We start from the raw sequence: 25,820 nt of genomic DNA on the forward strand, positions 1-25,820 counted from the left end.
TTGGAGTCTGTTCCAAAACGACAGAAGCCCGCTTTGCTACCGTCTTAGCAAAGCGGGCTTCTTCTATATTTAAGTTAGGTACTACAGTGTGATCAATCAAGTAAAGAGGTGTAACGTGTTATTGGTATAAATGACTACCAGTGTCTTTAAATTCTTTCGCTTTCTCTTTCATACCTTTTTCAATTGCTTCTGTCGTTTCTAAATCATTTTCTTTTGCGTATTCACGAATATCATGTGAAATTCTCATACTACAAAACTTCGGCCCACACATTGAGCAGAAATGAGCCGTTTTCGCGCCTTCTGCTGGCAATGTTTCATCGTGATATTCCATCGCACGTTCAGGATCTAAAGATAAATTAAATTGATCGCGCCAACGGAATTCAAAGCGAGCTTTTGAAAGTGCATCATCACGCTGATGAGCCGTTTTGTGTCCTTTCGCAAGATCAGCTGCATGTGCAGCGATTTTGTACGTAATAACTCCCTCGCGAACATCATCTTTATTCGGTAAACCTAAATGTTCTTTCGGCGTTACATAACAAAGCATCGCCGTTCCAAACCAGCCAATCATCGCAGCTCCAATTGCGGATGTAATATGGTCATAACCTGGTGCAATATCTGTCGTTAACGGCCCAAGCGTATAGAACGGCGCGCCCTGACAAATATCAAGTTCTTTCTCCATATTCTCTTTAATTAAGTGCATCGGTACATGCCCAGGTCCTTCAATCATCACTTGTACATCATGTTTCCAAGCAATCTTTGTTAATTCACCAAGTGTTTCAAGCTCAGAGAATTGCGCTTCGTCATTTGCATCTGCAATCGAACCTGGACGTAATCCATCTCCAAGAGAGAACGAAACATCGTACTGCTTCATAATTTCACAAATTTCTTCAAAATGAGTATACAGGAAGTTTTCTTTATGATGGAATAAACACCACTGCGCCATAATCGAACCACCGCGTGAAACGATACCTGTCGTACGCTTTGCAGTAATCGGAATGTAACGAAGTAATACGCCTGCGTGAATCGTAAAGTAATCAACACCTTGCTCCGCTTGCTCAATTAACGTATCACGATACACTTCCCACGTTAAATCTTCTGCAATTCCGTTTACTTTTTCCAGCGCTTGATAGATTGGTACAGTTCCGACTGGTACAGGTGCGTTACGAATAATCCACTCACGTGTCGTATGAATGTTTTTACCTGTAGATAAATCCATAATCGTATCTGCACCCCAGCGCGTTGCCCACGTCATCTTCTCTACTTCTTCTGCAATAGAAGAAGATACAGCAGAGTTTCCGATATTTGCATTAACCTTCACGTGGAAATTACGTCCGATAATCATTGGCTCTGCTTCCGGATGGTTAATATTCGCTGGTAAAATAGCACGACCTTCCGCGATTTCCTTACGAACAAACTCAGGCTCTACTCCTTCGCGAATCGCAACATATTCCATCTCAGACGTAATGATGCCATTACGCGCATAATGCATTTGCGTAACGTTGGCCCCTCGCTTCGCTCTAAGCGGCTGGCGGTCCATTTGCGGAAAAACAGGTGTGTGTTTCGAAGCCACCTTCACACCGTCATCCTCTGGTTTCACTTCGCGCCCTTCGTATGCTTCTACATCCTTGCGCTCTATGATCCAAGAGTGGCGCGGCGTTGGAATCCCCTTTTCCAGCTCCACTTTATACGCAGGATCTGTATAAGGACCGCTCGTATCGTATACACGGATTGGCGGATTCGGAATGCCGTTCGTTTCACTTTGTTCAATCTCGCGCATCGGCACTTTCATATCAGCGCGTGGTCCATCCACATACACTTTCTTACTTCCTGGTAAACTCGATTTCAATTCAATTTGCTCAGCTGAAACAGATTGTTTCATAACCTTTGTTGCCCCCCTGTACGTGACAAGGACAAGATATGGCCAGCGTATGCCAAAATAAAAAGAGCCAGGTCCATAAAAAAATAAGGACCTGGCTCATAAAGACATCATTATGTAAAGCCGTTAACTTCCCTACGCTGGTACGAGCCAGATCAGGTCCAAAGGGTTAAGAAGTTCACGCGCTTCTCTCTCAGCCTACGCATACGTTAGGCACCCCTAGTTTATCACTGATTTAATTTTCAATACTTTCCCATCATACACGATAATCTGAAAAATGCAAAGTTTATTTCTTTTGTTGTTTATGGAATCATCCACGTTAAATAATATGCCTGCACATACGTCATAATACCAACAATCGTAACGAAGAATAAACTATGCTTCACTGTAAAGCGGAATAAATCAGATTCTTTTCCAGCAAGTCCAACCGCCGCACAAGCAATTGCAATCGATTGCGGAGAAATCATTTTTCCTGTTACACCGCCCGTTGTATTTGCTGCAACGAGAAGTACTTCAGATACACCGACTTGCTGTGCTGTAATCGCTTGTAAATTCGAGAACAGTGCATTCGCTGAAGTATCAGACCCTGTTAAGAATACCCCAATCCAGCCCAGGAATGGTGAGAAGAACGGGAATAGTCCGCCAGTTCCTGCAAGTGCTAACGCTAATGTAGAAGATAGACCAGAATAATTTGCGATAAATGCGAATCCTAATACGAATCCGATAGATAGAATTGGCATTTTAAGTTCATTTAACGTTTCTTTAAATGTCGTTACTGCATCTTTTGCACTCATTTTCAAAATAAAGATAGAAATGATACAAGCAATTAAAATTGCTGTTCCTGTTGCTGATAATACATCAAACTTCAAAATTGCCTCGTAAGGCGTCGGTTTATTTACAATCGGTTCTGCTTTCATTACTAAATTGTGCAAGCCTGGAATTTCAAACTTAAACACGAGGCTTTCTAATGCGCCACCTGGAGCAAATAACGCTTTAAAGAAGCTTTGGCTCCAAATGACTACCATTACAGTTAAAATAATGAATGGAGACCATGCTTTTACGACTTTTCCTACTGTTAGTTTCGGCATAGATGTCGCTGTTGTTGCCGCAGCTACTTCACTATTTGCTTCTTTAGACTGATAGATTTCTTTCGGCTGCCAAACTTTTAAGAATAGCGATAAACTCACTAAGCTTACAAGTGCTGACGTAATATCCGGAAGTTCCGGCCCTAAGAACGTCGCTGTAATGAACTGCGTAATTGCAAATGAACTACCCGCTACAAATAAAGCAGGCCACGTTTGTCTTACTCCTTTCAATCCATCCATTAAAAATACGATAAAGAACGGAACAAATAATGATAAGAACGGTAATTGATGTCCAGCCATTTGTCCAATTTTATGTGGATCAATACCTGTTACTTGTCCAGCAACTGTAATCGGAATTCCCATCGCTCCGAACGCTACCGGTGCCGTATTTGCGATTAAACAAAGACCCGCTGCATATAAAGGGTTTAACCCAAGACCTGCAAGAAGTGCTGCCGTAATCGCTACTGGTGCACCAAATCCTGCTGCCCCTTCCAAAAATGCTCCAAATGAAAAACCGATTAAAATAACAAGTAAACGATGGTCATTCGTAATGGACAATACAGATGCACGAATCACATCAAATTGACCCGTTTTCACAGATATTTTATATAAAAATACTGACATAATGATAATCCAAGCAATTGGCCATAGTCCATATAAGAAACCATATCCGGTCGCTGCCATCGCCATTGTGAACGGCATCTTATAAGCGAATAAAGCCACTAAAATTGTAAGTACAACTGTAATAAATCCTGCCACATACCCCTTCATGCGGAAAACTGCTAAAGCTAAGAAAAAAAAGATAATCGGAATAAGTGCGACCGCTGCCGAAAGCCAAATGTTTCCGAACGGATCATAAACTTGTGTCCATGTGTTCATTGTTCTCTCCCCCTAAAGAATCCCCTTTTAAATAGAATAACCTCATCAATAGACTATCAGGTCATCATACCTTTAAGTCTAAAATAAAAAACGCTCAAGAAAACGTTTTCACTAATTCTATCACAACAATTTCCATTCCGAAAGATTTTTTTGAAAATTTCATTTTTTAACCCAGAAATCTTACAAAAGCGTCACGTTCTTGTAATGTTCATCGATAGGAAGCTCGCTACATTTCCTGCATAATAAAAGTATAACAACGGACATTATTTATGAGGTGATATATATGAACGGAAACAAAATATTAGCAGCTTTATCGTACTTTAGTGTATTATTTGCCCCTCTCTTATTCCCAATCATTGTGTGGGTTGTGGGCGATTCTGAAACGAAACCACACGCAAAACGCGCTCTATGGACACATATCATTCCAAGCATCGCGTCATTTATTGGATTTATTATTCTAGGAATTATGGGGATTGGCTCGAATCAACCAGACGTAACACTTGGCATTGGAGCAATGATTGTCTTATGTATTTGCGGCATTATTAGCTTATACTACTTCATTTGGAACATTGTAAAAGGTATTAAAGTGCTGAAAGCTTAAGTTTAAACAAACGTTTGATTAAAACGGCACGCATAATGGTAAATAAAGTTTTATCGGCGATACGACAATCTTTTAATAAGAAAAAAACGTCCCAAAATACCTTTTGGGACGTTTTTTTATCTTCTGCGTTTCTTCTTTTTTCTCATCATTTTCTTGCGGCGCGTGTTCACTTTATCCGCTATAATGTGAAGCGTGCTTGCCACAACAATTCCCATTACGAACGTTACAATTTCAACCTCATGTTCCTTCGCCATTTCTATTAAATTCCCGTCAAGCGCGATTACATTTAATAGGAATAAAAACGGCGAAAACACAATTAACATGTATGCAATACGAATCGCATCACCAAGTATAATTGTATGTGTAAAGAAGGAGCGATGCGGCATGACCTTCTTATACGGATACCAAAATATACGCAAGAACCCCCATTTATTATACGCATTACTATACGTATCTAAATCGGGCGTTAAAAATGTAGTACCTACTAAAAAGCCAATTGCAAAAGTTAATAAAAAATCAAAATTTGTTAATCCATACGAAAAAAGCAAAAACAAAACAACCGGAAGGGATATTAAGTTTATTTTCGTATGCGTTCTTCCTGATGGCATAAAGCACTTCCTCGCTTACGTTCGCCCTGTCACCATATGACAGTTCTCACCTATTGATCTAATTTCTGATCGATAAAGGATGTGTCTATATCCGAACCAAACCACTCTGCCAACTTCACCCGTGCCTTATCTTTCACCTCTTCATTGACGTATAACGACGCTTGTAATAGCGCGGCCATTAACGCCCCTAAATCATCCGTATAACCAACTCCAGCGATGAAATCTGGGATGGCATCAATTGGTGCAATAAAATAAGCAAGTGCTCCAATCACAATAATTTTCACTCGCTTTGGAACATCAGGTCTTTGCAAAACGTAAAACAATAGTAAACTTGCATAAATGACCGACTGCCCTGCTTGCTTTGCAACATGTTTTGCTTTCTTCCAAAACGCTTCAACTGAAAATTTTTGTTCCATATGAAAGCCTCCCTATTTTTTAAAAGAAATAAGCTACAATATGTTATCAGTAAAAGTTCATCAACATTACACATAATCTATCAATGAACTTTCATTGTAACAAACAAATAAAAAAAGAACAAGTGTTCGTTAATTTTTACACAATTCCCATCATATAATAGTTTTCTATATAACCACTTACCCATCGTCATTTCTTATTTCTCAACAAAGGAAATTTTCACTTTCACTTAACATTCTGCTCTATGTTTGTTATATTTTCTAGTTGACGGACATATAAACGAATGTTAAAGTTTTCTCTGGTAGTGACAAACCACATACAAAAAATGTAAAATGTTATAGTGTTTCTCAGAAATGAATTTTGTTGTATAATACAGAAATGACGTTATGCTTATGAGCAACACAAGAAACCAAAAGGGTATGCATAGTTATAGTCGTATATGGGTGAATATAGAACCTCTAATTATGGCCAAGAAAACTATGTATTTTTTATTTTAACATTTTTCGCTCCAAAATCGACCAAGCCTGATAGAGAAAGGGTGGAAATGAATGAAAGAAACCTTGAAATCACAATTTCAAAATGTGCGTTTCACTGTATTCGTAGCCTTAGCCGTATGGTTGAAGACGTATCTTATTACACGCACAAGCTTTGATTTAAAACTTGAATCTTTCATGCAAGAATTCATTTTATTCCTTAGCCCATTAGCAGCATCATTACTGCTTGTTGGTCTTGCATTATTTGCAAAAGGAAAAAAACGTAACTATATAGCACTTGGAATTAATTTTGTCTTAACAATCATTCTTGTTGGTAACGTAATGTTCTACGGATTCTACAATGACTTCGTTACTTTACCAGTACTAGGACAAACATCTAACTTTGGAAGTTTAGGTTCTAGTGTGAAAGAACTGTTTAACTACAAAATCATTCTTGCATTTGCTGATATTATCGTCTTCTTCATTTTATTGAAGAAGAAAAAAAGCTTTGCGCCGACAGAGCGTGTAGCACGCCCAATGCGTTCCCTATACTTCGTGTCAACAGTTGCTATTTTCTTCGTAAACTTAGGACTGGCAGAAGCTGAGCGTCCTGAACTATTAACACGTTCATTCGACCGCGTTATGCTTGTTAAAAACTTAGGTTTATATGTACACCAAGTGTATGACCTTGGCTTACAAGCAAAATCAAGTTCACAAAAGGCCTTTGCTGACGGCAGTAAGTTACAGGAAACAGAAAACTACGTAAAAACAACGCAAAGCAAACCAGATCCAAATATGTTTGGTACTGCAAAAGGGAAAAACGTAATTGTTGTCTCTCTTGAGTCACTACAAACATTCTTAATTGGTGCAACAGTTAACGGACAAGAAGTTACACCGTTCTTAAACCAATTTACGAAAGAAAGTTATTACTTTGATAACTTCTTCCATCAAACTGGGCAAGGAAAAACATCTGATGCTGAATTCTTAGTAGATACTTCCATGTATCCACTAGACCGTGGTGCTGTATTCTTCACACACGGTAATAACGAATATACAGCAACTCCAGAAATTTTACGTGAGCAAGGATACCACACATCAGTATTCCACGCGAACAACGCAACATTCTGGAACCGTAACATTATGTATCCGGCACTTGGTTACGATCGTTACTACAACGAGCTTGACTACAAGATTACGCCAGAAACGAAATTAAATTGGGGATTAAAAGATATCGAATACTTCGATCAATCTATCGATATGTTAAAAGAAGTGAAGCAACCGTTCTATACTCGCTTCCTTACTTTAACAAACCATTACCCATTCACTTATGATGAAAATACAAAATTAATCGATGAATACAATTCTGGGGATGGCGTATTTGACCGTTACATGGTAACTGCTCGCTATTTAGACGAAGCAATGAAACACTTTATTGAGCGTCTAAAAGCAGAAGGTATTTACGACAACTCAGTTATCGTATTCTACGGTGACCACTACGGTATTTCTGAAAACCATAACCGTGCAATGGCACAGTTCTTAGGAAAAGAAGAAATCACTGCATTTGACCATATGAACTTACAAAAAACACCGATGTTTATTCACGTTCCAGGTCAAAAAGAAGGTAAAACAATTTCAAAACCAACTGGTGAAATTGACATTAAACCAACAATTCTAAACTTACTTGGTATAGATTCTACGAATCAAGTTCAATTTGGTCATGATGTATTCTCACCTGATAATAAAGGATTCGTTGTTCTTCGTGACGGTAGCTTCATTACAGATAAGTACATGTACACGAACAGTACATTCTACGACCGTGCTACTGGCGAAGTTGTACAACTACCAAAAGAAGAATCTCAACCACTTATCGATCGTGCCCAAAATGAATTGAACATGTCTGACAAAATCATTGAAGGCGACTTACTTCGCTTCTCTGAAAGTAATAAGACCAAAACTGGTGAAGTAAAGACCGCTATTAAAGAAGAAAAGAAGAGCGCTGAGTAATCTCAGCCTCTTTTTTTTATATTTCTCCATACAATCACTTATATTCATTAACTTTAACATTACATAACCTTTACCAAATATTCACATAAGATTAATGAAACATCTCTATAATAAAATATGTAAGCGAGGTTCTATATATTTCTTATCTCTCATCTGTAATAAGATCCCTTAAAGAAATATGTGAATCGTTTATTTCTACTTTCTTATAATTGTCTTTCAATATGTTTTGTTTCCATACACAAAACATTCAATAAGACGATGTCCCTATGAAAGATAGCTACCCTCCTTGTGCAGCATTCCATAAGAATGTTGCTTTTTTTTATCTAAAAGCAGGATTCTTATTTCTTATTTTCGAATTTGTATATACAAAATGCTGTAAATCACCACTACTTCTCTACCATTTACAAATACCTATACGGCATATGTAAAGAATTACTCACATAAAAATTACTATAGTGATTTTTATTCCAAATGAATGAAAGTTTCACTTTACTTGTGCACTTACGAAAGGATGGGACGACAATTGGCATATGAAAGATTTGTACTTTGGAATGATGCAGTTATTGATACAACGAAACAAAAAACGTACATAGAACTTGAAGAAAGAGGCTTGCAGTTTGGAGATGGTGTCTACGAGGTTATTCGCCTATATAAAGGCAACTTTCACTTATTAGATCCGCATATCACAAGATTATATCGCTCCATGGAAGAAATAGAATTAACACTTCCTTTCTCAAAAGCAGAACTGATTATCCTACTTTATAAACTAATCGAAAATAATAATTTCCACGAAGATGGAACGATTTATTTACAAGTATCTCGTGGTGTACAAGCTCGTACCCATACATTCTCATATGACGTCCCTCCGACAATCTACGCCTATATTACAAAAAAAGAAAGACCCGCGTTATGGATTGAATATGGTGTACGTGCTATATCGGAACCGGATACGCGCTGGCTACGCTGTGATATTAAATCGTTAAATTTATTACCCAATGTATTAGCTGCTACGAAAGCGGAACGCAAAGGTTGTAAAGAGGCTCTTTTCGTACGAAATGGTACTGTAACCGAGGGAAGCTGTTCGAACTTCTTTCTAATCAAAAACGGAACTCTTTACACACATCCAGCTAATCACCTTATTTTAAATGGTATTATTCGTCAATATGTCCTTTCTTTAGCGAAAACCCTTCGTATTCCAGTACAAGAAGAACTTTTCAGCGTTCGTGATGTTTATCAAGCGGATGAATGTTTCTTTACAGGAACAACGATTGAAATTTTGCCGATGACTCATCTTGATGGAACCGCAATTCAAGATGGCCAAGTTGGACCTATTACAAAAATGCTGCAAAGGTCATTTTCTCAAAGCTTGTTACAATCCAATATGTCATCTTCTTAAACACGTATAATTTCTATCCTTTCTACATTCAATATATGTATTTAAATGGAAATCAAGGTATAGATTTATGCCTTGATTTTTTTTTGTAATCTTTTTGTCATATTCAGATTACCGCATAAGTCTTGACAGTAATCGACATGCTCTTTAGAATTTTTAACAGTTGGTAAATATTTCTTCACTACATTACAGACAGAAAGGAATCGACAAATTATGAAAAAATACCTTGCCGGTCTTGCGGCAGTGTCTGTAGCAGGAGGAGCAGCACCTACACTTGATAGTGTTCAAGCTGCCCCGGAACAAAATACACAAAAAGCTGCTACAACTGTCCAAGCTTCTGCATCAAACAGCTCATCTTATACGGTAAACGCTAGCGTATTACATGTTCGTGCAGGATCAAGTACCTCTCACGACATCATCTCTCGCGTTTATAACGGTCAATCACTAAACGTGATTGGCGAAGAAAACGGTTGGTTCAAAATTAACGTTAATGGACAAACTGGCTTTGTTAGCGGCGAATTTGTATCAAAAAATGGAGCAAGCAATTCTAATGTAAGTACAACAGGTGGAAAGAATAAAGTTACTGCTGATGTATTACGTGTACGTACTGCTCCTAACACTTCTAGTTCTGTTTCAGGACGTGTATATGAAGGACAAACATTAAACGTAATTGGTCAAGAAAATGGTTGGGTGAAAATCAACCATAATGGACAAGTTGGCTATGTAAGTGGCGAATTCGTATCTGGTGTTTCTTCTAATGCAGGTTCTTCAAACAACAATACGAATAATAACAACCAAGAATCTGTAAAACCAGCAAGCGGAAACTATACAGTAAATGTATCTTCCCTTCGTGTTCGTACAGGTCCTAGCACTTCTCACACAACTGTAGGTTCTGTTACAAAAGGACAAGTTGTACAAGTTGTTGGCGAAGTTCAAGATTGGTTCAAAATCAATTATGCAGGCCAAACTGCTTACGTAAGTAAAGACTATGTAACAAAAGGCGGTTCTAGTGACAACGTTACACAAGGTAACAACCAAAATAATAATCAAAACAATAATGTAACCGTTCAAACTGGTGGTACTTACGTTGTTAACGCAACATCTCTACGCGTTCGTACGGGCCCTGCTACTTACCATAGCGTAATTGGTGGCGTATTAAATGGTACGACATTAAACGTAATTGGATCTGAAGGTAGCTGGTTTAAAGTTAACTATCAAGGAAAAACAGGCTACGTTAGTAGCGAATTCATGAAATTCGTTAAAGGTGGCACTACTACTCCTGAGCAACCAAAACAACCTGAACAACCTAATCAAGGTGCAATTGGTGACTACTACATTAATGCTTCTGCATTAAACGTACGTAGCGGCGAAGGTACAAATTATAGAATCATAGGCGCACTTCCACAAGGACAGAAGGTTCAAGTAATCTCTGAAAACTCTGGATGGAGTAAGATTAACTACAACGGCCAAAATGGTTACATTGGAACACGTTTCCTATCTAAAACACCAGTTGGTGGTGCTGTAAATAATAAGCCTAACGACAACCAAAATAACAATCAAAACAACAACAACAACAACAACAATAATAACAATACAAGTAATAATAACGGCGATAGTTCTTCCCTACTTGCATACGCAAAATCAATGCAAGGCGTACCATACGTTTGGGGCGGTACTTCTGCTACTGGTGTAGACTGCAGTGGTTACATCTACCACGTATTTAAGAAATTTGGTCATAACATTAGTCGTCAAAGTGTTGCAGGATATTGGAGCAGCTTACCAAAAACTTCAAGCCCACAACCAGGTGACTTAATTTACTTCCAAAATACTTATAAAGCAGGTCCTTCTCATATGGGTATTTACCTTGGTGGCGGATCATTTATCCAATCTGGAGATAAAGGTGTAGCAATTGCTTCACTAAGTAACTCTTATTGGAGTAAACACTTCTTAGGTTATACGAAAGCACCTTAAGTTATATTTTTAGAGCCTTCTAGATTACTAGAAGGCTCTTTTTAATGTGTATAACCTATATCCCCGAAAAAATAATGTATCTATTTTCCTATTTCATACACCATATTCTACAATAATGATCCATAACGTTATCATAATGCATATTTTTACACAAAAAACATAACCTATTTCATGTCCATTCATTTTATATGTGTTTTTTTAAAGAATTTTCTTTTTATTTAAACTTTTCATTAGACGTTTGACCTCTGATGTCCATTATGATAAGTTACTTAAGATGTTATATTCGCAAAAGTATAGACAACTGATTTATACACTTTTTTACTATGAGGAAGGAGCATACACTGCATGAATCTTTTATGGGGAATTGGCGGCGTGATTGGAGTATTAGCAATTGCTTTCTTACTATCTTCCAACCGCAAAGCTATTAATTGGCGCACAATTTTAATCGCGCTAGCATTACAAATGTCATTTTCATTTATCGTATTACGATGGGACGCTGGAAAAGCAGGTTTAAAATACGCTGCGGACGGCGTTCAAGGATTAATTAATTTTTCTTACGAGGGAATTAAGTTCGTTGCTGGGGATTTAGTCAACGCAAAAGGCCCTTGGGGATTTGTTTTCTTCATTCAAGCACTACTTCCAATTGTATTTATTAGTTCATTAGTAGCAATCTTATATCATTTCGGTATTATGCAAAGATTTGTTAGTGTCGTTGGTGGCGCATTAAGTAAACTTCTTGGAACTTCTAAAGCAGAAAGTTTAAACTCAGTAACAACTGTATTTTTAGGACAAACTGAAGCTCCAATCTTAATTAAACCTTACTTAGCACGTTTAACAAATAGTGAATTCTTCGCTATTATGGTAAGCGGTATGACAGCTGTTGCCGGATCAGTTCTTGTCGGCTATGCAGCAATGGGTATTCCGTTAGAACACTTATTAGCAGCAGCAATTATGGCAGCTCCATCAAGTCTATTAATTGCGAAACTAATCATGCCAGAGACAGAAAAAGTAGATAATAACGTTGAACTTTCTACAGAACGTGAAGATGCAAACGTTATTGACGCAGCGGCACGTGGTGCATCTGAAGGTATGCAACTCGTTATTAACGTAGCTGCAATGTTAATGGCTTTCATCGCATTAATCGCTTTATTAAATGGTCTATTAGGATTAATTGGCTCTTTATTCGATATTAAACTTAGCCTTGATTTAATCTTCGGTTACTTACTATCACCATTTGCAATCTTAATCGGGGTTTCTCCTGGTGAAGCTATACAAGCAGCAAGCTTTATCGGTCAAAAACTTGCAATCAACGAATTCGTTGCATACGCAAACTTAGGACCACACATGGCAGAGTTCTCTGACAAAACAAATTTAATTTTAACATTCGCAATCTGTGGATTCGCAAACTTCTCTTCTATCGCAATTCAGTTAGGTGTAACAGGAACATTAGCACCTACTCGCCGTAAACAAATTGCACAATTAGGGATTAAAGCAGTTATCGCTGGTACATTAGCGAACTTCTTAAATGCAGCAGTTGCAGGTATGATGTTCCTATAAAGTGAAACTTTAATCAGTGGGGGGTTTTTTCATCCCCCACTGATTATTAGTTGAACCAATCGGACTTTTATGGGCAGTTGATCCGCCACCTAAATTCTGTGCTTTCGCTGAATTTTGAGGTGGGGGTCTTACTGCCCATTAAAGTGGGATAAAATGATGTAAAGTCTCCTCTTTCTAAAGAGGGGGCTTTTTATTATGTTCTTTATGTTTTCGGTAAATAGTTAATACTTAATAATGAAATATAAAAACATTATGGTACAATAATTACTAAGTCTGTTTATTTTTTCTTGCAAACGAGGGATACTACTTGTTGTTGCTCTCCAAAATAAACGAATCATCCGTTCTATTTCTTAATAATTGCGCATACTACAAGTATCCTTGCATGAATTATCTTTAAGGAGGAAAGTTTTGTGAAAGATAACTTCTATAAAGTCCTCTCTATGTGGATTTTACAAATTTTATTTTATTTTACAACCGTACATGTAACGCAATATGAGCATGCTCTCATTTTCACAATTATATATGTAATTGTTAATGTACTATTTCTATTATTGAATGATAAAACCGCATTTGTTCTCTTTATATTAGGAACCATTACTTCGGTTTTCTACCTGTTCTACCAAGCATGGCTTTACTTATGGAGTACATCAGAACAATGGGAATACATCATTACTCACTTCCTAATGGCAGCAAACTTCTTCATTGTATATATATCAACTCATTTATTAAAGAAGGTTATTCATGAAAATAAAGAGTTAACCGAACGTGTGAGAATGTTAGAACAATACATTGGAGAATCAAAATTATTAACAAGACAAGAATTCGAAAGACGACAAGCATTATTAATCACTGCAATGAATCGTCGTAATGAAACAGGCGTTATCGTTTACTTTGACTTCACTTCCTTTAGTAAATATACGAAGGAAAGTGTTATGGACCGCGTGGCTTCCTTATTAGTTGAAACGGTAAGGAATGACTTTGACCTTGCTGCTGAATACGATAATAATACGCTAGTTATTTTATTACAAAACACAAATGAAGCTGGTGCTGACATTGTAATGAACCGCCTAAACCCAAAAATGGAGCAATGGCTTGCTGCTGAAGCAATCCAAGATATAAAAGTTTCACGCGAGCAAATTGGGAACAAAGGACAGACGTTATTATGATGACACTCGTTATACTGCTTTTATTCCTTCTGTTTTGCTTACTCGTGTTTTGGATTAGCATCACATTTTCGATTAAGTATATACTTATTTTTACCGCCTTTCTATTCTCTGGCTTACTTGTTTACTATTCACTCTTAACACTCGCAGGCTTAATTCACCGAAATAGTAAACGAAAAGATCGTACACTAGAACATTACCCAAGCGTCGATATTTTAATACCTGCCCACAATGAAGGGGTCGTTATGAAAGATACTTTAGAGGCGATGGCGAAGATTGAATATCCAGGTAAACTCACTGTTTATTTATTAAACGATAACTCGCAAGATGAAACACCTGAAATTGGTGACGATTTTGACAAAGCTTATGCTCATATTCGTCATATTCGTGTTCCACCTGGTGAACCAAAAGGGAAATCTCGTGTCTTAAACTATGGTCTTAGTATTTCAGATGGTGAATACTTCTGTGTGTATGATGCAGATAACCAGCCTGAACCACATGCACTTCGAATGCTTGTAGAACACGCTGAAACAACCGAAGATGCTGTTGGAGCTGTTGGTCACGTTCGTACTGTCAATGAAAAAAGAAACTGGCTAACACGAATGATTTCGTTAGAATTTCAAATCTTCCAGCTCCTTATGCAATCCGGACGCTGGTTACTATTCCAAACAGGTTCACTAACAGGAACAAACATGCTTCTTCGTCGCTCTGCATTAGAAGAGCTTGGCGGCTATGACCCTTATGCAATTGCAGAAGACGCTGAATTAACATTACGAATTACACAAAAAGGCTATCTCTTACCAATCGTGCCGGAATCGATTACATGGGAACAAGAACCTGAGCATTTAAAAATCCTTATTAAACAGCGTACACGTTGGCTCCAAGGGAACTTGTACATTTTAGAAAAAATGTTTTCTTCATTAAGTTTCTTTAAAGGAAAACTTCTCGTCCATTCCTTACAACAAGTTTTAGTGTATGTTGTCTTTTGGTTATTCTTAATCATTTCGAACGTTTGGTTTGTAATTGGGTTACTCGGGATATTCCAAATTCAATATAGCATTCCGTTACTATTTATGTGGTATGTCGCATATATTACATATGTTTCTCAATTATTTAGTGCCCAGAGTGTGGAACGAACCTTTACACCAACTAATATTTTTATTAGTGTAATCATGTACTTTACGTACGCACAGCTCTTTACTTACTTATTCATTCGTAGCTTAATTTTATACTTACGTGCAAAGAGCAAGAAACAAGTCATCGGCTGGGATAAAACAGTTCGATTCAAAAAAGATAAATAAAGTGAAACTTTAATCAGTGGGGGGTTTTCTTGATCTCCCACCTAAAATCTTTACTTTCGCTGAATTTTGAGGTGGGGATCTTACTGCCCATTAAAGCGGGATAAAAATAAGCACAGAGCGCCGTATGCTCTGTGCTTATTTATTGCCGTATAAATTATATATCAGACAATACCCCTTAGCTGAAAGTAATTTCACGTCCATCCCCCAACGAACGATCGACCTTCATTTATATACGAAAAAGTGATTGCTATTTTTGTAGAACCAATTGCTTCTCTTGCTGTTCTTTGCGCGTTTCAGTCTTAGGTTCCGTGTTTTCTTGGACACTACGATGTGCCACACGTTTCAAACAAATATGCTTCCACTTTCTTTCGTAACGTTTCATTATTCTAGATGTCCCCCTTGAATGCGCTTTAAAACTATTTGAAATCGCTTACAGGAAATAATATAGCACATATACATAAACGTGACAACACATTTCCGACAATTTTTTGTCAAAAATGTGAATAGAATTTACAAAATATCGGAATTTGTCGAAATGTATCGATTTTTCTTTATATAAAAGGCATACTACTTATATAGTAAAGTATTTTATTTCCCTTACTTGTATTTAAAATCCCTTCTATATAAAAAAGAGCTGATACGTAATCAGCTCTTTTTCCTTCTATTATTTATGACGCTTCATACGCCCTTCTTTTTGTAACTCTTTAAACAATGCTGCCATCATAAAGAAAATAACGAAGACGAATGGGAATGCTGCAATAATAGCTGCCGTTTGTAAGGCTTCTAATCCACCTACATATAATAAGATAGAAGCTAACGCTGCTAGAACGATACCCCAAATCATTTTAATGCGGTTTGGCGGATTTAAACTACCATGTGTCGTTAACATCCCTAAAACGAATGTCGCAGAATCTGCAGATGTAATAAAGAATGTAGAAATAAGAAGAATGGCTAGGACAGATAAGGCTGATCCAAAGCTTCCCATCTGATCAAACATAGCGAATAATCCTACTTCTGTTCCCATCTCTTTCACTTTTTCAAAGATATGCGCATCACCGAATAGCTCCATATGAATACCTGTTCCGCCGAAAACAGAGAACCAAAGCGCACCAATTACAGTCGGGACAAGTAACACACCGATAACAAACTCACGAATGGTACGTCCTCGTGAAACACGGGCAATAAACGTACCTACGAATGGTGACCATGCAATCCACCATGCCCAGTAGAAAATTGTCCACGATTGAATCCATTGATTTCCGCCTTCATCTAATGGACTTAATCGGAAACTCATACTTGGCAATTCCTGAAGATAAGCACCAATTGTTGAAGTGAAATAATTCATAATAAAGTTCGTTGGACCTGCAAATAATACGATAACCATAAGAGCAAATGCTAAAATAATGTTTGTATTACTTAAATATTTAATTCCTTTATCAAGACCTGTTTGCGCAGATAACATAAATAGCACGGTTACGATTGCAATAATAACTAACTGAGTCGTCAATGAATTTGGGATAGATGTTAAATAACTAACACCACCTGCAATTTGTTTTGCACCAAGTCCTAATGATGTTGCAACGCCAAATACAGTCGCGAAAACAGCTAATACATCAAATAAATGAGCAATACGCCCATGGTCCCCGCCTTTAAATAACGGGCCTACTGTCGCACTAATTGTACTTGCTTTTCCTTTTCTAAAAGTAAAGTAAGCAATACAAAGCGCTACAAATGCATATAGTCCCCACGGATGTAATCCCCAATGGAAAAATGAAAAGCGTAGTGCAAGACGCGCACTTTCCTCAGTTGCACCTTCTCCAAACGGAGGTGCGTATAAATGGTTTAATGGTTCCGCAACGCCCCAGAAAACTAAACCGATACCCATACCAGCACTAAATAACATAGCAAACCATGTCATATAACTATAATCAGGCTCGTCATCATCTTTACCTAAACGAATAGAACCGTATTTCGAAACAATTAAAAAGATAGACACACCTAAAATAATAGAAACAGAAATAATATAGAACCATCCAAACTTACTAACTAATGCAGCTTGAATCGCAGTTGTTACATTTCCTAAGCTACCTTTTCCAATAATAGATTCGGGAATAATCCCCCAAAGTGTAAATGCAATACATAATGTTAATGAAGCAATGAATGTTTTTGTTAGTTTCCTCATCAAATCCCCCTTCGTAGGTTTCACTTTTGTAAATAACATAAATTCCGATATGTAAAATCGGATAGAAAACTATCATTTTTGCGGTGATTTTCTTACTCTCACCTTCACCAATTCGAATTCTTATGGACAGCCTTACCTTCCGTATAACCTTTTTCACTCTGCAAGAGCTACAAGATAGAAATACTGCTGTCAAATTGTGCGAGAAAAATGCGGATGGGAATGTATTTTCCCAAAAAAGGATGTGTTACAGGTGTAAAAAAGGGCAAATTTCTTCCTTGCAACCCTTTCTTTTTGTAACAATTATGCGGTTTTTTTGCTAGTATATAGCGCGTGTTTATAGTTTCACAAACGAAATGTTTATGTTTATATAACTATATTACCCATAAAACGGTAAAATACTCAAGGAATGTAATCGTTTAGTAAACATCATGTAACACTCCTGTAATATTTTTATTTACACCGAAAACAATATGTTGTATTAAATATTTTGAATATAAGTAGAAACCTACTAATCATATAGAATAAAAAACGCTTTCCTATATTTTTTGTTATATTACAGGATGTTAACGACTTATTACGAATGGTTTGTAATTGTGTGTTTTCCTGAAATCCGAAAAAATCTGTTGCTATAATGAGGACACGAAAACAAACGCAATGGAGGCTATCATGAAAAAATTAATTGGAATAGCAACAGCAGCAGTTTTTGGTCTTGGGATTTTCACATCATCTGCTAATGCAGAAACTGTTGTAACAACAGATGTACTAAATGTACGCGAAAACCCTACTACTGAATCAAAAGTTGTCGGTAAATTACTAAACGGTAATAAAATAGATGTTCAAAATACAGAGAACGGATGGTCAAAAATCACTTTAGATGGTAAAGACGCATTCGTAAGTGCAGAGTTCACAAAAAGCATCTACTACGTAACAGCTAACGTATTAAACGTGCGTGCTGAAGCGAACACAAACTCAGAAATTCTTGGGACGCTTAAGAAAGACGATATGATCGAAACGACGAACCAAGTACAAAATGAATGGTTACAATTTGAATATAACGGGAAAACAGCTTATGTTCACGTTCCTTTCTTAACAGGTACAGCACCTGTTATTGAGAAACAAGAACAACCTGCTCCTGCTAAAACTGTAGCACCAGCTAAAGCACCTGCAGCACAAGCAAAACCAGCTGCTAAGCCTGCTGTGAAAGCTGCTGAAACTAGCGAACCTTCTAATGGTCGTGAGTTAACAGTTGTAGCTACAGCATATACAGCTCATCCGAGCGAAAACGGTGGCACATACGGTGGCCGTGTATTAACTGCAATGGGTCATGACTTAACAGCGAACCCAAACATGAAAATGATCGCTGTTGACCCGAAAGTAATCCCATTAGGATCTAAAGTATGGGTAGAAGGTTACGGAGAAGCTATCGCTGGAGATACTGGCGGTGCGATTAAAGGTAACCGTATCGACATCCTACTTGGATCAGATAGCGCTGCTAAAAAATGGGGACGCAAAACTGTTAAAGTGAAAATTTTAAAATAACCAATGACTGCTAAGGCCAGTTCTCTTTGTTGAGAGCTGGCTTTTATTTTTTTATAATACATATAAGGAGGTTACGTCCATGAATATACAAGCAAAAGTAGACTGGATCGGTACACCAAAACCGTATATATATAAAGATGAAGTAACATACGAAGCTACTTCGATTGACTTTTCACTTGCTGGCGATGACAATCGATATAAATTAATTGTGCTCAACTCTGAAGAAAATACACATTACAAAATTGTCCAATATGGAATTAAACCTGGCTCACAAAAACCATTTCCTATCGACATTCCATTTGAACAAAACATGTTGCCAATGATCGAACAAATATTACGTGATCCATATGTACAAGCGGTCTTAACGAAAACGCGCTCATAATTGTAAAAAAGGATATCACCTCGCCGGATTTTTTCGGCTAAGTGATATCCTTTTTATTTTTCCTTCTTAAACATGAGTAGATAAAAATATATCAACGATTTTCCGAATATACCTATCATAACTTATAATATATCAACGATTCGACACGAAATATCGATTTACCGACAAAGATTGATAAGAGAAGTAAACTACAAAAAAGATGCTGTTCAAAAATATTGAAAAACACCTTTCCATCTCCATTCACAGTTACAATATGATAATCCAAATTTCATTTTTTCTGTTTTGAGCATTTTTTGTTTATAATGGTAGAGGAAAGAAATATGTGTACGGAGGAATATTATGCTGCAACACTCAATTACGAAAGATGAAATTATGATGATTGCGAATGAGTTCGTTCAAGGACTAGATCCACAGCAAACAGCTGATCAGGAACATGTCGCTACAGCTCGGCACCTATATCGTAGTGGTGTTGTCTACAACGTTGACTTTGATGGTTATACGCTATCAGGAACTGTAGATGCTGCAGGCAACGTATATAGCGTCCATATCCCGATTCGTAACGTCGCGGAAAGCTATTGCGATTGCTTTGCACCAACGCAATGTGAGCATATGCTCGCTGTGTTACTATCTGCAGCATCTAGTTTCGGGCAAGTAGGAGATGTATTAACTTTATTCAAAAATAATACGAAACCTTCCCTTCCTCCTATTCGAACTGCAAGACAAGTATTGCAATCATCAGCGTTTGAAGAAACGGATTATAAAAGTTGGCAATCATATTTTGATAACGAATATGATTCATTTAAAAAAGAACAAGCTCGGCTTACTTATAAACAAATGTATTTTCTTATGAGTATTTTTACAGATTTCTATACGAAACTCGAACGGAAAGCTCCGCGTATCGTTGCGATACATGAGTTGTTCAGGCTACATGCAGCGCTTTATTGCTTTCAAAAATTATTAGAAGAAATTCAGGACTTCGAAGCAAATAAAACGTATTCTTATCACCAGCCTGTTAACGTCGTTCGCTTATTAGTAGATAAAGTGGAATCCATCGTTCGGGACTTACAATCAGAAGCGATTCCTTCAGAGTCTGAACCAATTTTGCAAGAAACAGCTCGTCTCGTTCACGAAGTATTCTTCTCCACCGACGCTTATACGCAAGAGAGATTCTTTATTTATCGTCACATATGGAGTGAACTGTTACACAATAAAGAGCAACTACATGAAGAAGAAAAACGAATCGATACGAAAATCAATCCACTTTCCAAAGCATTAGCATCTTCTCATCTACTCTTTTTAAATGATGAAGATCTATTAGCGATGGACTTACTGAAGAAACAGCCTGCTTCTGTTGTAAGTCTGTACTTCTATTGGTTAGAAGAGCTATTAAGTGCAATGAAGTGGGATCGTGCGAAGAATTGGCTTTCTTTTACGTATAAACAAGTGAAGAAAACGATACATGAGCACGAAAATACGATTTTCATAAAAGATATCGTTCACTTATTCGTCATCATGTATGAAACGTATGCAACCCATACAAATGAACAAGCTGGATTCGAAATGATTTTGCAAGAGCTATTACCATATAGTTTCGCAAACTATGAGCAATACGTACTGGCAAAGAAGCAATATCGTACATGGGCAGAACTTCAGCTCTTACATGGATTTGAAGCAATTGAACTTTTGAAAGAGCCGCTGAAAGATATTGAAAAGGAAGCACCAGAAGCGGCACTTCCTCTTTATCACCTTGCTGCCGTAGAAGCCATTGAAGAGCGAAACCGCAAATCATATAGACGTGCAGTTCGCTACTTAAAGAAATTACGTACATTATATAAACGATTGAAGCGCACTGATGAATGGGATGCTTTCATTATTCACATCGCAAACTTACATTCACGTCTGCGTGCACTACAAGAGGAATTACGGAAAGGAAAATTAATCGATGATCAATCAAACTGAAGTAACAATTAGGCTCCAGCACGTTAGTCACGGTTGGTTCCTTTGGGGGGAAGATGACAGCGGTACTCCATTATCCGTAACAAGTTGGAAACGAAATGCATTTACATGGCACGCTACTTCCTTCTACGGCACGTTTCTAAAAGAAGCAACCTTTGAAGGAAAACAAGGTGTTATGCTAACGAACGCACAAGCATTTGAATACATCGCTAATAAACCGATGAACTCCTTTGCACATATTCAAATGAATGGCCCTATTACAGCACTTATGAAAGATGCGAATGAATTATGGGATGTCTTCACTAGTGGTAGCTTCGTACCTGATATGGAGCGTTGGCCCAAACAACCATCTTGGAAAGTTCAAAATACCCCAATCGAAGATGACACATTGGCATCCCTTTTCTCGGCTGCGGTAAATGAAAGCATATTACAAGATAACCGCTCGAACGACGGATGGGAAGATGCAAAGAGACTTTATGAACATTACGACTTTACGAAAAGACAATTGGATGCAGCGCTACATGAAGAAGATTGGCTTCGAAAGATTGGTTACATTGAAGACGACCTTCCCTTTACAATCGGCTTAAGACTGCAAGAACCGCAAGAAGAATTTGAAATGTGGAAGCTTGAGACGGTTGTTACACCAAAGCGCGGGGCACATCGCATATATGTATATGAAAGTATCGATTCTTTACCAAAACGATGGCACGATTATGAAGAGCGTATTCTTGAAACACAAGAAGGCTTCAGTAAGCTCGTACCATGGTTAAAAGAAGAGGATACATTCCGAAGTGAGCTCTTTGAAACAGAAGCGTGGAACTTCTTAACAGAAGCAAGTAACGAATTACTCGCTGCAGGTATTACGATTTTACTACCATCATGGTGGCAAAATTTAAAAGCAACAAAACCAAAATTACGTGTGCAACTGAAGCAAAATGCGACGCAAACACAATCTTTCTTTGGTATGAATACACTCGTTAATTTCGACTGGCGCATTTCAACGAACGGCATTGATTTATCAGAAAGCGAATTTTTCGAACTCGTTGAACAAAACAAACGATTATTCAATATAAATGGTCAATGGATGAGACTGGATCCAGCCTTTATTGAAGAAGTACGAAAGCTCATGAACCGTGCCGATAAATATGGACTCGAAATGAAAGATGTCCTTCAGCAACATTTATCAAACACTGCTGAAACAGAAATTGTAGAAGACGATAGTCCATTTACCGATATTGAAATCGAGCTAGATGGATATTATGAAGAGCTATTCCAAAAACTCTTACACATTGGAGATATTCCAAAAGTAGATGTTCCTTCTTCACTAAACGCCACACTCCGCCCGTATCAACAACATGGCATTGAGTGGTTATTATATTTAAGAAAACTTGGATTCGGCGCATTGTTAGCTGACGACATGGGACTTGGAAAAAGTATTCAAACAATCACATACTTACTATATATAAAAGAGAATAATCTCCAAACAGGACCTGCCCTAATCGTGGCACCGACATCTGTTCTTGGAAATTGGCAAAAAGAATTTGAGCGTTTCGCACCAAATTTACGTGTTCAGTTACACTATGGAAGTAACCGTGCGAAAGGCGAATCATTTAAAGACTTCCTTCAATCAGCAGATGTTGTATTAACATCTTATGCATTAGCTCAGCTTGATGAAGAAGAACTTAGTACGTTATGCTGGGACGCTGTTATTTTGGATGAAGCACAAAATATTAAAAACCCACATACGAAACAGTCAAAAGCAGTACGAAACTTGCCAGCAAATCACAAAATCGCTTTAACCGGTACACCGATGGAAAACCGACTTGCCGAGCTTTGGTCTATTTTCGACTTTATTAATCATGGATATCTTGGCAGTTTAGGACAATTCCAGCGCCGTTTCGTCTCACCAATTGAAAAGGACCGTGACGAAGGAAAAATCCAACAAGTTCAACGTTTTATCTCGCCGTTTTTACTGCGTCGTACGAAGAAAGATCAAACAGTCGCATTAAACTTACCAGATAAACAAGAACAGAAAGCGTACTGTCCACTTACTGGTGAACAAGCTTCCTTATATGAACAACTTGTGCAAGATACATTGCAAAATGTAGAAGGATTAAGCGGGATTGAAAGACGCGGATTTATATTACTCATGCTGAACAAACTGAAACAAATTTGTAATCACCCTGCTCTTTATTTAAAAGAAACAGAACCAAAAGATATTATCGAACGTTCCATGAAAACGAGCACGTTAATGGAACTCATTGAAAATATAAAAGATCAAAATGAAAGTTGTTTAATCTTCACGCAATACATCGGTATGGGGAACATGTTAAAAAGTGTGTTAGAAGAACATTTCGGTCAGCGCGTCCTCTTCTTAAACGGTAGTGTACCGAAGAAAGAACGTGACAAAATGATCGAGCAGTTCCAAAACGGAACGTATGACATTTTTATCTTATCGTTAAAAGCAGGTGGAACTGGCTTAAACTTAACCGCTGCCAACCATGTCATTCACTACGACCGTTGGTGGAATCCAGCTGTAGAAAACCAAGCAACAGACCGCGCATATCGCATTGGTCAAAAACGCTTCGTTCACGTTCATAAACTGATTACAACGGGGACACTAGAAGAGAAAATTGATGAAATGTTAGAAAGAAAACAATCATTAAACAACGCCGTCATTACAACCGATAGTTGGATGACCGAACTATCTACAGATGAACTAAAAGAATTACTTGGTGTATAAACAAAAGGAGCTAATCCCAAAAGATTAGCTCCTTTTTCTATTCCAAAACCAATTGCTTATTATAATTCCTGTTAATCCGCCGCACGTATCCAGTAATGAATCTTGCCACATCGGTGTACGATCTCCCGTAGTCCATTGATGAATTTCATCAAATGTTGCATATCCCGCAACGAAAAGAAGAGCGTATATAAAGCACCTTTTTCTCGAATAACCTAGTCGATGAAAAGCATAATACGTCAATGAACCGAGCATAAAGAACACCATAAAATGAGCTCCTTTACGCAGGAAAAACTCAATAAATCCGCCTACACCTTTATTTGCAATACTAACAGGTGTACCACCGCCATAATCGATAGATACCCATGAAAAATGCTCTTTCACAAACTCAACATTTACATATTGTTCAATATCCGAACGCATATCCTGCTTTTTATACGGTTGTGCCGAGGAATAGAAAATCAATCCCATCCATAGTAAAACAGGAATCCAAAATAACCATTTACGCTTCATTCTTCCGAAACCCCTCTCTTAGTCTTTTAAGCGTACCAAAAAAAAGAAAAAATTTCACGCCAAAACATGACATTCACAACCTATTTATAAAGTGAAAGGGGGTGATAAACATGGCAGTCGAAACAATCGTAATGGACTTAACTTTACGTCTTGTCTTAAACAATGGATTGGATAAGAACGGAAAAACAGTTTTCAAGAACAAACAATTTAAGCGTGTTAAAACAAACGCAAACTTAGAGCAAGTACAAAACGTAGCACGTGCTCTTGCTTCCTTACAAGCATCACCACTTCACGCTGTACAACTTGTTAGCACATCAGATCTTTCTAGTCTATAAGGTGAAACTTTAATCAGTGGGGTGTTCATCCCCCGCTGATTATGAGCCAACACTGGTCGCGCTGCCCGCATATAGCGGAATAAATAAAAAGGAGGAAACAACGTATGCAAGTACTAGAATTAATTTTCACGAAAGAAGATGGAAAAACAGTTGTTTTTTCTATCGAGAAACCGATCACACCTGTCGATGCACAAGTCGTAAATCAAGTAATGGATACCATCCTGGCCTCATCTGTATTTTCATCAATTAATGAAAATACCCGAAAAAAAGGAGCCCGTCTCGTAGAAAAGAATGTATCTGAAGTTCCAATTAATTTATAAACAAAAAGACGAACCTGCATCATTTTGCAGATTCGTCTTTTTTCTTCGGCATTTCAATTGGAATAAAGATTTTTGAAAATCCGACGCATACATATTTATAGTGTTCTCCGCCTATATCAAACTCGGTCGTATATGTTGAGAAGAAAATATAATCATTTCGCTTCGTATAATTCTCGATTAATAATCCAACTTGTGGCTCAACATATTTTTTCGCCAACTTCTTACCAGCCGATGCTAAATCGCCAAGGAGGCCCTCTTCATTTTCCTTTTGAACTTCGTCTAGCTTCTTACTTACATCATTACGTTTCATAAACTGCTTTGCTGCCCAGTCCGTATATTCACCTTTACTCGGATTACTATTTGCTAAATATACTAGAAGAACAACAACTAGAGCCATAATAATATACCTTTTCTTCATACTATCTCACCGCCTACTCTTTTCTATTTTCATATATATGTACAAGCGATGCAAATTAGAAAGACTATCATCTATTGATTGTAAACAAATAACCAAAATTTACAATACGA

The 25,820-nt window shown here is 37.5% G+C and carries 20 protein-coding genes and 1 riboswitch; of the genes, 13 read left to right on the forward strand and 7 right to left on the reverse strand.

Going from position 1 to position 25,820, the window contains the following annotated elements:
• Positions 1 to 118 precede the first annotated feature (118 nt).
• Both thiC and lldP read right to left on the reverse strand, forming a co-directional pair.
• Positions 119 to 1,879 carry a phosphomethylpyrimidine synthase ThiC gene (gene thiC, locus ACTFOB_RS20620; RefSeq protein ID WP_440028688.1) on the reverse strand — a complete coding sequence of 587 codons (1,761 nt, stop codon included), beginning with the start codon at positions 1,877 to 1,879 and terminating at the stop codon, positions 119 to 121.
• 112 nt (positions 1,880 to 1,991) lie between these two features.
• Positions 1,992 to 2,107, reverse strand: a riboswitch (TPP riboswitch).
• Positions 2,108 to 2,178: 71 nt separating this feature from the next.
• Positions 2,179 to 3,840: an L-lactate permease gene (lldP, locus tag ACTFOB_RS20625; RefSeq protein WP_440028686.1), complete on the reverse strand. Its 1,662-nt coding sequence runs from the start codon at positions 3,838 to 3,840 to the stop codon at positions 2,179 to 2,181.
• A 283-nt stretch (positions 3,841 to 4,123) separates the two neighbouring features.
• Between lldP and ACTFOB_RS20630 the strand changes: the two genes are divergently transcribed.
• The gene (locus ACTFOB_RS20630) at positions 4,124 to 4,441 is read left to right on the forward strand and encodes a DUF4870 domain-containing protein (protein WP_440028684.1); all 318 of its coding nucleotides are present in this window, start codon (positions 4,124 to 4,126) and stop codon (positions 4,439 to 4,441) included.
• Positions 4,442 to 4,557: 116 nt separating this feature from the next.
• Here ACTFOB_RS20630 and ACTFOB_RS20635 read toward each other — a convergent pair whose 3' ends face one another.
• Entirely contained in the window at positions 4,558 to 5,049 is a 492-nt protein-coding gene (locus ACTFOB_RS20635; protein ID WP_001139067.1) for a metal-binding protein, read from the reverse strand.
• A gap of 50 nt (positions 5,050 to 5,099) precedes the next feature.
• Positions 5,100 to 5,465 carry a YkvA family protein gene (locus ACTFOB_RS20640; protein WP_000435500.1) on the reverse strand — a complete coding sequence of 122 codons (366 nt, stop codon included), beginning with the start codon at positions 5,463 to 5,465 and terminating at the stop codon, positions 5,100 to 5,102.
• A gap of 546 nt (positions 5,466 to 6,011) precedes the next feature.
• Between ACTFOB_RS20640 and ACTFOB_RS20645 the strand changes: the two genes are divergently transcribed.
• The 6 genes from ACTFOB_RS20645 (at position 6,012) to ACTFOB_RS20670 (ending at position 15,325) form a co-directional block, all read left to right on the forward strand.
• Positions 6,012 to 7,940, forward strand: a complete 1,929-nt coding sequence (locus ACTFOB_RS20645) for an LTA synthase family protein (protein ID WP_151632052.1) — start codon at positions 6,012 to 6,014, stop codon at positions 7,938 to 7,940.
• A 511-nt stretch (positions 7,941 to 8,451) separates the two neighbouring features.
• The gene (locus ACTFOB_RS20650) at positions 8,452 to 9,336 is read left to right on the forward strand and encodes a D-amino-acid transaminase (RefSeq protein ID WP_440028681.1); all 885 of its coding nucleotides are present in this window, start codon (positions 8,452 to 8,454) and stop codon (positions 9,334 to 9,336) included.
• Between the two features lie 210 nt (positions 9,337 to 9,546).
• The gene (locus ACTFOB_RS20655; protein WP_440028680.1) at positions 9,547 to 11,304 is read left to right on the forward strand and encodes an SH3 domain-containing protein; all 1,758 of its coding nucleotides are present in this window, start codon (positions 9,547 to 9,549) and stop codon (positions 11,302 to 11,304) included.
• 345 nt (positions 11,305 to 11,649) lie between these two features.
• Positions 11,650 to 12,861, forward strand: a complete 1,212-nt coding sequence (locus tag ACTFOB_RS20660; RefSeq protein WP_151632046.1) for a NupC/NupG family nucleoside CNT transporter — start codon at positions 11,650 to 11,652, stop codon at positions 12,859 to 12,861.
• Positions 12,862 to 13,271: 410 nt separating this feature from the next.
• A complete protein-coding gene (locus ACTFOB_RS20665) occupies positions 13,272 to 14,027 on the forward strand; it encodes a dGTP triphosphohydrolase (RefSeq protein ID WP_440028678.1) in 756 nt (251 codons plus the stop codon).
• A complete protein-coding gene (locus ACTFOB_RS20670; RefSeq protein ID WP_440028676.1) occupies positions 14,024 to 15,325 on the forward strand; it encodes a glycosyltransferase family 2 protein in 1,302 nt (433 codons plus the stop codon). The genes ACTFOB_RS20665 and ACTFOB_RS20670 overlap by 4 nt, the downstream gene beginning before the upstream one ends.
• 664 nt (positions 15,326 to 15,989) lie before the next feature.
• Here the strand turns inward: ACTFOB_RS20670 and opuD are convergent.
• Positions 15,990 to 17,507, reverse strand: coding sequence for a glycine betaine transporter OpuD (opuD, locus tag ACTFOB_RS20675; RefSeq protein ID WP_440028674.1), 1,518 nt, complete (start codon positions 17,505 to 17,507; stop codon positions 15,990 to 15,992).
• 666 nt (positions 17,508 to 18,173) lie between these two features.
• Between opuD and ACTFOB_RS20680 the strand changes: the two genes are divergently transcribed.
• From ACTFOB_RS20680 to ACTFOB_RS20695, 4 genes are all read left to right on the forward strand, one after another.
• Positions 18,174 to 19,046 (forward strand): cell wall-binding protein EntA, encoded by an 873-nt coding sequence (locus ACTFOB_RS20680; RefSeq protein ID WP_440028672.1) that lies wholly within the window; start codon positions 18,174 to 18,176, stop codon positions 19,044 to 19,046.
• Between the two features lie 79 nt (positions 19,047 to 19,125).
• The gene (locus ACTFOB_RS20685) at positions 19,126 to 19,428 is read left to right on the forward strand and encodes a DUF3910 family protein (RefSeq protein WP_440028670.1); all 303 of its coding nucleotides are present in this window, start codon (positions 19,126 to 19,128) and stop codon (positions 19,426 to 19,428) included.
• Positions 19,429 to 19,767: 339 nt separating this feature from the next.
• A complete protein-coding gene (locus ACTFOB_RS20690; protein ID WP_440028669.1) occupies positions 19,768 to 21,387 on the forward strand; it encodes an SWIM zinc finger family protein in 1,620 nt (539 codons plus the stop codon).
• Complete coding sequence (locus tag ACTFOB_RS20695) at positions 21,371 to 24,127, forward strand: DEAD/DEAH box helicase (RefSeq protein ID WP_440028667.1); 2,757 nt, start codon at positions 21,371 to 21,373, stop codon at positions 24,125 to 24,127. Before ACTFOB_RS20690 ends, ACTFOB_RS20695 begins: the two co-directional genes overlap by 17 nt.
• Positions 24,128 to 24,151: 24 nt before the next feature.
• Here ACTFOB_RS20695 and ACTFOB_RS20700 read toward each other — a convergent pair whose 3' ends face one another.
• Entirely contained in the window at positions 24,152 to 24,637 is a 486-nt protein-coding gene (locus ACTFOB_RS20700; protein WP_088064833.1) for a VanZ family protein, read from the reverse strand.
• Between the two features lie 110 nt (positions 24,638 to 24,747).
• Here ACTFOB_RS20700 and ACTFOB_RS20705 point away from each other — a divergent pair, with 110 nt between their 5' ends.
• Both ACTFOB_RS20705 and ACTFOB_RS20710 read left to right on the forward strand, forming a co-directional pair.
• A complete protein-coding gene (locus ACTFOB_RS20705) occupies positions 24,748 to 24,972 on the forward strand; it encodes a DUF1659 domain-containing protein (protein WP_000257706.1) in 225 nt (74 codons plus the stop codon).
• Between the two features lie 104 nt (positions 24,973 to 25,076).
• The gene (locus ACTFOB_RS20710) at positions 25,077 to 25,292 is read left to right on the forward strand and encodes a DUF2922 domain-containing protein (RefSeq protein WP_440028665.1); all 216 of its coding nucleotides are present in this window, start codon (positions 25,077 to 25,079) and stop codon (positions 25,290 to 25,292) included.
• A 19-nt stretch (positions 25,293 to 25,311) separates the two neighbouring features.
• On the opposite strand, the gene ACTFOB_RS20715 is transcribed toward ACTFOB_RS20710, so the two are convergent.
• Entirely contained in the window at positions 25,312 to 25,710 is a 399-nt protein-coding gene (locus ACTFOB_RS20715; RefSeq protein ID WP_016085527.1) for a DUF4359 domain-containing protein, read from the reverse strand.
• Between the last annotated feature and the right edge of the window lie 110 nt (positions 25,711 to 25,820).

It is taken from the genome of Bacillus cereus group sp. MYBK79-1 (assembly GCF_051915365.1).
In the GTDB taxonomy this organism is placed as follows: domain Bacteria; phylum Bacillota; class Bacilli; order Bacillales; family Bacillaceae_G; genus Bacillus_A.

Bases quoted from the DNA above. Each gene is read 5' to 3' on its own strand.
- ACTFOB_RS20700 (WP_088064833.1), bottom strand. From the start codon at position 24,637: ATGAAGCGTAAATGGTTATTTTGGATTCCTGTTTTACTATGGATGGGA.
- ACTFOB_RS20630 (WP_440028684.1), top strand. From the start codon at position 4,124: ATGAACGGAAACAAAATATTAGCAGCTTTATCGTACTTTAGTGTATTA.
- ACTFOB_RS20715 (WP_016085527.1), bottom strand. From the start codon at position 25,710: ATGAAGAAAAGGTATATTATTATGGCTCTAGTTGTTGTTCTTCTAGTA.
- ACTFOB_RS20650 (WP_440028681.1), top strand. From the start codon at position 8,452: ATGGGACGACAATTGGCATATGAAAGATTTGTACTTTGGAATGATGCA.
- lldP (WP_440028686.1), bottom strand. From the start codon at position 3,840: ATGAACACATGGACACAAGTTTATGATCCGTTCGGAAACATTTGGCTT.
- ACTFOB_RS20640 (WP_000435500.1), bottom strand. From the start codon at position 5,465: ATGGAACAAAAATTTTCAGTTGAAGCGTTTTGGAAGAAAGCAAAACAT.
- thiC (WP_440028688.1), bottom strand. From the start codon at position 1,879: ATGAAACAATCTGTTTCAGCTGAGCAAATTGAATTGAAATCGAGTTTA.
- ACTFOB_RS20685 (WP_440028670.1), top strand. From the start codon at position 19,126: ATGAATATACAAGCAAAAGTAGACTGGATCGGTACACCAAAACCGTAT.
- ACTFOB_RS20680 (WP_440028672.1), top strand. From the start codon at position 18,174: ATGAAAAAATTAATTGGAATAGCAACAGCAGCAGTTTTTGGTCTTGGG.
- ACTFOB_RS20690 (WP_440028669.1), top strand. From the start codon at position 19,768: ATGCTGCAACACTCAATTACGAAAGATGAAATTATGATGATTGCGAAT.
- opuD (WP_440028674.1), bottom strand. From the start codon at position 17,507: ATGAGGAAACTAACAAAAACATTCATTGCTTCATTAACATTATGTATT.
- ACTFOB_RS20645 (WP_151632052.1), top strand. From the start codon at position 6,012: ATGAAAGAAACCTTGAAATCACAATTTCAAAATGTGCGTTTCACTGTA.
- ACTFOB_RS20635 (WP_001139067.1), bottom strand. From the start codon at position 5,049: ATGCCATCAGGAAGAACGCATACGAAAATAAACTTAATATCCCTTCCG.
- ACTFOB_RS20655 (WP_440028680.1), top strand. From the start codon at position 9,547: ATGAAAAAATACCTTGCCGGTCTTGCGGCAGTGTCTGTAGCAGGAGGA.
- ACTFOB_RS20670 (WP_440028676.1), top strand. From the start codon at position 14,024: ATGATGACACTCGTTATACTGCTTTTATTCCTTCTGTTTTGCTTACTC.
- ACTFOB_RS20705 (WP_000257706.1), top strand. From the start codon at position 24,748: ATGGCAGTCGAAACAATCGTAATGGACTTAACTTTACGTCTTGTCTTA.
- ACTFOB_RS20710 (WP_440028665.1), top strand. From the start codon at position 25,077: ATGCAAGTACTAGAATTAATTTTCACGAAAGAAGATGGAAAAACAGTT.
- ACTFOB_RS20660 (WP_151632046.1), top strand. From the start codon at position 11,650: ATGAATCTTTTATGGGGAATTGGCGGCGTGATTGGAGTATTAGCAATT.
- ACTFOB_RS20695 (WP_440028667.1), top strand. From the start codon at position 21,371: ATGATCAATCAAACTGAAGTAACAATTAGGCTCCAGCACGTTAGTCAC.